This is a genomic window from Pseudomonas sp. VI4.1 (assembly GCF_002029345.1).
Taxonomy (GTDB): domain Bacteria; phylum Pseudomonadota; class Gammaproteobacteria; order Pseudomonadales; family Pseudomonadaceae; genus Aquipseudomonas.
Genome location: NZ_MULM01000044.1, coordinates 1 through 8,010, shown reverse-complemented (window position 1 = coordinate 8,010; position 8,010 = coordinate 1). Strand labels below are relative to the sequence as shown.

General features: G+C 62.7%; 7 protein-coding genes and 2 pseudogenes. All 9 read right to left on the bottom strand.

All coding sequences use genetic code 11. The annotated features are described in order from the left end of the window. The coding region (locus BZ163_RS00830; protein WP_168187293.1) for a fused MFS/spermidine synthase at positions 1-850 on the bottom strand (850 nt) is incomplete at its 3' end. Between the two features lie 205 nt (positions 851-1,055). Continuing rightward, positions 1,056-2,636: an arylsulfatase gene (locus BZ163_RS00825; protein WP_128869419.1), complete on the bottom strand. Its 1,581-nt coding sequence runs from the start codon at positions 2,634-2,636 to the stop codon at positions 1,056-1,058. 70 nt (positions 2,637-2,706) lie between these two features. Next, positions 2,707-3,735, bottom strand: coding sequence for an HAD family phosphatase (locus BZ163_RS00820; protein ID WP_128869418.1), 1,029 nt, complete (start codon positions 3,733-3,735; stop codon positions 2,707-2,709). Positions 3,736-3,868: 133 nt separating this feature from the next. Then, positions 3,869-4,132: a hypothetical protein gene (locus BZ163_RS36285; protein ID WP_371916777.1), complete on the bottom strand. Its 264-nt coding sequence runs from the start codon at positions 4,130-4,132 to the stop codon at positions 3,869-3,871. Next, on the bottom strand, positions 4,123-4,401 hold the full coding sequence (locus BZ163_RS36280) for a hypothetical protein (protein WP_371916776.1): 279 nt from the start codon (positions 4,399-4,401) through the stop codon (positions 4,123-4,125). Before BZ163_RS36280 ends, BZ163_RS36285 begins: the two co-directional genes overlap by 10 nt. Then, positions 4,331-5,179, bottom strand: a complete 849-nt coding sequence (locus tag BZ163_RS36275) for a hypothetical protein (RefSeq protein ID WP_371916775.1) — start codon at positions 5,177-5,179, stop codon at positions 4,331-4,333. Before BZ163_RS36275 ends, BZ163_RS36280 begins: the two co-directional genes overlap by 71 nt. Continuing rightward, positions 5,176-6,756, bottom strand: coding sequence for a VWA domain-containing protein (locus BZ163_RS00810; protein WP_128869417.1), 1,581 nt, complete (start codon positions 6,754-6,756; stop codon positions 5,176-5,178). The genes BZ163_RS36275 and BZ163_RS00810 overlap by 4 nt, the downstream gene beginning before the upstream one ends. 1 nt (position 6,757) lies before the next feature. Then, a pseudogene (locus tag BZ163_RS00805) lies at positions 6,758-7,748 on the bottom strand (VWA domain-containing protein). Further along, a pseudogene (locus BZ163_RS35080) lies at positions 7,735-8,010 on the bottom strand (DUF4381 family protein); the annotation flags it as partial. The pseudogenes BZ163_RS00805 and BZ163_RS35080, both read right to left, overlap by 14 nt.

The window sequence follows — 8,010 nt, the reverse complement described above, 5'->3', positions numbered from 1 at the left end:
CCAGAAACAGCCCGGTGAGGTAAGTCGCGAGCACGACGGCGAAGGCGTAGGTGCGGGTGCTCATGAACTGCACGATGGATTGCGACCAGACCACTTCGTAACCCAGGGCCACGCCGCCGGCGATCGAATACAGCCACAGGGCCAGACGGTCCGGCGCGGTGCTGGAGGGGTGCTTTGCCGGCGCCTGGAGCGGCACCGAACGCTGGCGTTGAAACCACAAGGCACCGACAGCGGCCAGCAAGTTCAAGATCGCCGCCGCCACGGCACTGCCGCGCACGCCGAGGGTCGCGATCAGCACGAATGCGGCAAGCAAGGTGCCAGCGATGGCCCCGGCAGTGTTCGCCGCATAGAGCTGACCGCCGGCCTTGCCCAATTGTTGCGGGTCGGCCGCCAACGAGCGCACCAGCACCGGCAGGGTACCGCCCATCAGCAACGCCGGAATCCCGACTAAAGCAAACGGCAACACCCAGGCCAGCAGGCCGACCTGTTGTTCCAGCCAGGCAAACGGGCTGGCCGCCAGGCTCATGGCGAACGTCGCGCCGACGCCGAGCACGGCGACCAGCACTTCCAGCCCCGCATAGAGCAGAACCGGCTGCGACAAGCGATCCGCCCAACGCCCGAACAGCCAGCCGCCCAAGGCCAGGCCGGCAAAGAACGCGCTGATCCCGGTGGTGATGGCGTACACCTCGACACCGACCACCAACGACAGTTGCTTGATCCAGAGCACCTGGTACACCAGCGCCGCAGCACCGGAGACGAACAGCAACAGGGCGGGGATCAGCAGCGCCGGAGACGCAACGGGGTGGGGGGTTGAAATGGCCGAGGTCTTGCTGGCGACACGTGAGGACATGGGCTATTGCCTTGTACAAAATTTCGAATTCAATACACCCCCCTGTAGGAGCTGGCTCGCCAGCGAAGGCGGTCTACCGGTCAAGGTAGAAAGGTAGAAGTCGCCTGAACGGACGCCTTCGCTGGCAAGCCAGCTCCTACAGGGGTACGTGCTTTCATCTGGAGAAGGGGCCGCTCGCCGATGGTGGCGAGCGGCGGTCAAGCTCTTATTGTGCAGCTTTCATTTTTTCTGCGATCTTGGCGTCCACCGCCTGCCGGATCTGGTCGATGCTGAAGCTCGCAGGTCTCTGGCTCGGTGGGTAGTCAACGAAGGTCTGCAGGAATGCAGCCGACTTCATCACCGCCACTTCGGTCAGATAAACGTTCTTGGTGGTCCAGTCCGCGTATTGATCGGAAACCACGTCGGCGCGTTCAAACGGATCCATGCGCAGGTTGAAGATCTTCGGTACCCGCAGGCACACGAAAGGTTCGCTCCACACTTTGAAGCCGCCGGGCTCACGCTGTTCGCAGAACACTGCTTTCCAATTGTCGTAGCGCATCGAGACCAGCACGCCATCGTCGTTGAAGTAGTAGAACTCCTTGCGATCACTTTTCGGTTGCTGGCCGGTCAGGTACGGCAGCTGGTTGTAGCCATCCAGATGCACCTTATAGTTGCTGCCACCGGAAGTCGGTGCCCAGCCTTTGAGAAGCTTGTTCTTCACTTCTGTGTCGCCTGCGGCAGCCAGCAGGGTCGGGAACCAGTCAAGGCCCGAGAACATTTCGTTGGACACTTCCCCCGGTTTGATCTTGCCTGGCCAGCGGATCATCGCCGGTACCCGGAATGCGCCTTCCCAGTTCGAGTTTTTCTCATTACGGAACGGCGTGGTCGCAGCATCAGGCCAGGAGAACTGGTTCGGACCATTGTCGGTGGTGTAGACCACGATCGTGTTGTCGGCGATCTTCAGGTCATCGAGGGTTTTCAGCAGTTTGCCGACATCACCGTCATGCTCGAGCATGCCATCGGCGTAATCGTTGCCAGCCATGCCGCTCTGACCCTTCATCGACTCGCGCACGTGGGTGAACAAGTGCATGCGGGTGGTGTTCATCCAGACGAAGAACGGCTTGTCTGCCTTGGCCTGCTTCTCGATGAACGCCTGGGCCGCCGCCGTCGTTTCGTCGTCGATGGTTTCCATGCGCTTGGTGTTGAGCGAGCCGGTGTCCTCGATCTTGCCGTCGGCGAAGCTGTGGATCACGCCACGGGGCGTAAAGGCCTTGGTGAATTCCGGATTGTCTCTGGGCCAGTTCGCTCGTTCGGGTTCTTCTTCGGCGTTGAGGTGGTACAGGTTGCCGAAGAATTCGTCGAAACCGTGGTTGGTCGGCAAGTATTCATCCCGGTCGCCGAGGTGGTTTTTGCCGAACTGCCCGGTGGCGTAGCCCTGGGATTTGAGTGCCTGGGCGATGGTGATGTCACGCTTTTGCAGGCCCACGGATGCACCCGGAAGGCCGACTTTCGACAAACCGGTGCGCAACGGCGTCTGGCCAGTGATGAACGACGATCGTCCGGCGGTGCAGCTGTTCTCCGCGTAATAGTCGGTGAAGATCATCCCTTCCTTGGCGATGCGATCGATGTTCGGCGTCTTGTACCCGACCACGCCCATGGAATAGGCGCTGATGTTGGTCTGGCCGATGTCGTCGCCGAAGATCACCAGGATATTGGGTTTTTCGGCGGCCCCGGCAGTCGCCGAAATCGCCATGACCGAGGCCGCCACCAGGGCGAGCTGCGGTAGCCACTTGCGTATGCGAGTCATCTGACCTGCTCCTTTTTAGCGAGTGTCGCGAGGTTGGACAAACGTTGTTTGCGATCCTGCGTAACGCTTTTCATTGCATTTGCTCGGGTGTGACGGGCTCGAACGGATAGATCCGGCGCCATTCGGACGCCATGTCGACGATGGTCCAGCCACGTGTTTTTGCTTCGTCCAGGGCCTTGTCCAGACGGCCGATATCGGAGTGGCGGTCATAGGCCCACTCGCGTTTGGCGTCGGTGTGGTGCACCAGCCCCATGAAGCGTTTGCCGGGCCCGGCGGCGGTCCACTGCAGCATTTGCAGGTCGCCATCGGAATTGCCGAACGCCAGGATCGGGCGGCGCCCGATGATGGCATCGATGCTTTCCGGTTTGCCCGGCCCGTCATCGTTGTGGGCCAGCTTGGCGGTACGCACGATCGACGGTTGGCCGTCCTTGAGTTGATACGCCGTGACGAAGGTGGTGCCGATCACTTGCTCCGGCGGGATGCCGTAGACCTGCTCGGCGAAGGTACGCATGAACGCGGTATCGCCACCGGAGACGATGTAGGTCTTGAAGTCCTGGCTGCGCAGGTAGTCGAGCATTTCCAGCATCGGCTGGTAGATCATCTCGGTGTAGGGCTTGCCGGTTTTCGGATGACGAGCCCGGGCCAGCCAGGTCTTGGCGTAGTCATCGAACGCCTCTGTGGTCATGCCGGTGTGGGTCGCGCCGACAATCTTCAGAAGGCCGTCCATGCCCGACTCGCCAAGGGCCTTGTGATCGTTTTCCAGCACGGCCTTGAACGGCTGCGTGGTTTTCCATTCCGGATGCTGCGGTGCGGTGCGCTTGACCTCGTCGAAGGCGAACAGCAATTCGAAATACGCCGGTTGTTCGCTCCACAGGGTGCCGTCGTTGTCGAACACGGCGACGCGATCGGCGGGTTTGACGAAGTCCTTGCTGCCTTGATCGGTCACTGTCTGGACGAACTCGATGATGTTCTTTTTCGCCGGGCCGTCGTTCCACGAGGGCAGTGGCTCGCCGGTCTGGGCGAGTACTGGCAGGCTCAGCGCCAGGGTGAGCAGGAACATCAGCCCGTAGCCCTGGCGGATCGAAAACGGGTTCGTCATGGGAAATTCTTCTCGTGAACGGGGTTGAGTGGTCTCAAGCGCAGGTGCGGTTGATTCGTTGTTGGGTTTGGCCTGACTTTTCAGCGTAGCCAAGGATTGCCTGAGGTGACGGAGCGCCTGATCTTCGGTCGGTTCACGGCTGTAACGAAGCGCGTAACAGGTCTTGCAGAGGAGGGCCGAGGCTGCCGAGTTTCAGGCCCATGCGGCTGCGTCTTACCCATAGATAAAGCGCGCTCAATTGGGCGGGGCTGGCATCCAGTTGTGGCGGGATCTGCCGCCAGGCGCAGTCGGCGGACGCCAGCCAGACGGCGTGCCGGTCGCGGCGCCGGGCTTGCCACTTCAGGTAGGCACGGTGCAGGACCGGGCGCGCGAACCAGGCGCACAGCGTCACGCCCAAGAGCAACGCCGAGAGCCCCAACCAATGCCTGGAAAAGTGCAGCCGACCTTGCCGGCCGAGGTTGTCAGGTATTCGGTGATCGAGAACACCGGCTGATAGGCGCTGTTGGCCACGGCGTCGAAGGTCACGGCAGGCACCTGCGCCATGCGGGTTTGCCCGCTGCTGGCGTCCCACCATTTCAGCTCGATGGTCGGAAGTTCATGACGGCCTTCGCTGTCGATACGATAGACCGCGGTGTCGAATGCGCTGGCCGCCGGTGAAGTGGCCACGACCGTCGCCGAGGGTGCTGATCTGTGGCGCCTTCGGGTAGCGGCTGAGGCCCGGGACATCGCCCAGTGACGGTGTCGGCAGCGCCATTGCCAGGGCGCCATCGGCCTGCAGGGTCAGTTGCCGGGTGAGGCTGTCGCCGACTTTCAGCGGGTTTGCCGGTTTCAGGGTCTGTTGCGTGAAGCGCAGTGCTTGGGCGACCAGCACCGGTTCTCCCGGTTCGAACCCCGGCGGTTGCGCCGCCGTGAAGTGCAGTGGCTGGCCTTGAGCGCTCAAGTCGGCGCTGGCCTGGCCCGGTGTGGCACGCACGATCAGCGCCGGGATGTCGAAGCCCCGGGCCAGGTTCGGGGTGATGAGGTAGCTGTAGCGCAGGCCGCTGAAAGACTTGCCGTCCAGGGTCTGGTTCAAGTGTTCGGCGTGGCCGTCGGGAGGCAGGACCAGTGCGCCAGGCAGCTTCAGGTCGGGCAGGGTGGGCGCGCTGGTGAACCAGGTGTCGGTGAGGACGTCGAGTTGCAGTTCGAGGAGGCCGCCGACCATGGTGGGGGAGGTGGGGTTCAGGCGGGTCTGGATGCGCAGTTCGGGTTCGGCGGCGGGCGTGCCGGTGGTGATCAGGCAGATCAGCAGGGCGCTCAATCCTGTGGTGAATGAGCGGACGCCTTCGCGAGCAAGCCCGCTCCCACACTTGTTCGATGTGAAACACACTTTTTGTGCTCGCCACAGATCGAATGTGGGAGCGGGCTTGCTCGCGAAGGCCGCGACGCGATCTGCCAGACTATTCATGGCTTACTCCCCGCCTGATCCTGCAAACTGAACTTCTGCTTGAGGAACTTCGCCGGCGAAGTACTCAGGTTCTGCAACCACAGTTCATCCGAGGTTGCCTGCTCGGTCTCCAGCGCTTTGCTCTGGCCCTTGCCCGGCGCCTTGTCCATTTTGATCTCGTCGGGCTTGACCTCGGGCGTATTCTGCTCGGCGCTTTCGGTGTCTTTCTGCAAGGCGATGGCCAGCGCCAGATTGGCCGTGGCTTCAGGGAACTGTGGCTGCAATTTCAGCGCCTGGGTGTAGGCCGCGATCGCCTGATCGAACTTGAAGCGGCGCACATGGATATTACCCAGGTAGAAATACGCCTGCGGCGTGTCCAGGCGCGCGAAGCTGGCCAGTGCCAGGTCAAAGTCGGCCGCGTTATAGGCGGCGATGCCTTTCCAGTATGGATCGACAAACAGCGCGGCAGCCTGCGGATAATGCTCATGCTCGAACGCCCAGCGGCCTTGTTGGTCCCGGGTGAAGAACGCATCGGTCAGGGCGCTGGCTTCGGCCGGTGCCGGCCCAAATCCGATGCCCAGTGCCAGCAACCCACCGGCCATCCAGTTCAGGCTCCAGCCCTTGCGCACGCTGCAGAAGGCGATCAGCAGCAACGGCCAGCACAGCCAGTATCCGGCGTCTTTCCAGTGCAGCTCGCGCTGTTCGTCACTGGCACGCTGGAAATGCTGCTGGGCGTGCAATTCGATCCAGTCCAGATCGTCATCATTGAGGGTCAGGCTGCCCAGTGGCGCATCCAACGCTGAAGCGAGTTGCTTGAGCGCGGCTTGATCAAAACTGCCCAGCGCCGGGCGACCGTTGCTGTCGGTACGCGGCTGGCCGTTGGCGTCGTGGATGATGCCGCCATCCTCGCTGCCCACGGCCAGAATCAGCACTTGCAATGCGCTGTCGCTGAGTTGTTGATCCAGACCACCGAGCTGCGTGGTGTCGGCACCGTCGGTGATCAGCAGCAACGTCCCCGGGGTTTGCTCGGCGGCCAGCAGGCGCTTGGCTTGCTCGATCACCGGGCCGACAGCCTTGCCCGGTCTGCCGATCAGGTCGGTACTCAGCGCCTGGATAAAGCTGTCGAGCAACGCCGGATCGTCAGTCGGCGGCAACACCAGGTGGGCACTGCCGGCATAGGCGACCAGGGCGTTGCGGGCACCGGCGCGGCGCTGGATCAGGTCGTGGAGCTTGTGCTTGACCGCTTCCAGGCGAGTCGGTGATACATCATTGGCGTCCATCGACGGCGACAGGTCGATGGCCATGATCAGCGGCGCCCGGTTCTCCAGGAATGGCGGGCGGTCCTGTTCCCAGGTCGGTCCGGCCGCGGCGATGGCGCCCAGCATCAACAGGGCACCGACCAGATGCACCGGCCGCACGCGCGGTTGCTCCGGTGGCGTGATCAGCAGATGCGGCAACAGGTGCTCGGCAATGTTGCCGCGCAAGCGCCGCTGCACATCACGACTGCGACGCCACAGCCAGGGCAGCAGGGCGCCGAATGGCAGCAACAACAGCCACAGAGGACGCAGGAAGTGGACGTCGCCGAGGTTGATCTCCATCTCAAGCTTCCTGCCGCTGCCGCGCGGCTGTCAGGTGCGAACGGAGCAGGGCGCCCAGGTGGTAAAGCGCGAGCAAAGCGATCGCCGCCGCCAACGGCCACCAGAACAGCTCCTTTTTCGGTTGATGACTGAGGGTGTTCACTTGATGCGGGGTGAGCTGGTCGAGGGTGGCGTAGACCTGATCCAGCGCATTGCGGTCTTCGGCGCGGAAGAACCGGCCACCGGTGCTCGGCGATGTGCTGCAAACCTTGCAGGTTAACCTTGGCTTCGCCTTCCCCCGTCGGATCGCCGATGCCGATGGTGTGAATCACCACGCCTTTGGCCGCTGCCATGGACGCGGCGTGATCCGGGGTGATGGCGCTGCTGGTGTCGTTGCCGTCGGTGAGCAGGATCAGGACTTTTTCCTGTTCACGGGCCTGATCGAGCAACTTCAGGCTCAAGCCGATTGCATCGCCGATGGCGGTGTTGGGGCCGGCCATGCCGATGCCGGTGTCGTCCAGCAACAACGACAGGCTGGCGTGATCGAGGGTCAATGGCGCCTGCGGGTAGGCGCCGCTGCCGAACACGATCAGGCCCAGGCGATCGTCCTTGCGCTTGTCGATAAAGCCGTGCACCACCTCCTTGACCGCCGCCAGGCGATTGATCTTCTGGCCGCTGGCATCGGTGAAGTCGGTGGTTTCCATGGACTGGGAAATGTCGATGGCCAGCATCAGGTCACGCACCGGTTGCTGGCGCTCGATGGGTTTTTCCACGAACACCGGGCGTGCGGCCGCCACCAGGATCAGGGTCCAGACCAGCAGATTCAACAGCAACTGCCAGGCATTGCCATGGGTGCCGGCCTGACTGGGTGCCTGACCGACCGCGCGGCTCATGGCCCCGAAAAACGGCACGCGCACGGCGCTGCGGGCTTCGCGGTAGTCGGGCAGGTAGTGGTAGCCCAGCCATGGCAGCGGCAGCAGGAGTAGCAGCCAGGGGTAATCAAACTGCCACATGATGCGACTCCACCCAGAGTTTGCAGGCGGTGAACAGGTATTGGCGTTGCGTTTCGGGCAGTGCGAGCAACGTTGCGTCCGGGGCGTAGCAGTTGCGCGAGTTGCTGGCTGAAATCGGCGGGCAGTGGCTGTGTACTGTGCCGCACCAGAAAAGCCTGCCAATCCGCACCCCCAAGCGCACCGGACCCCCTGTAGGAGCTGGCTTGCCAGCGAAGGCGTCCGGACATTCAACATCGATGTTGGCTGATACACCGCCTTCGCT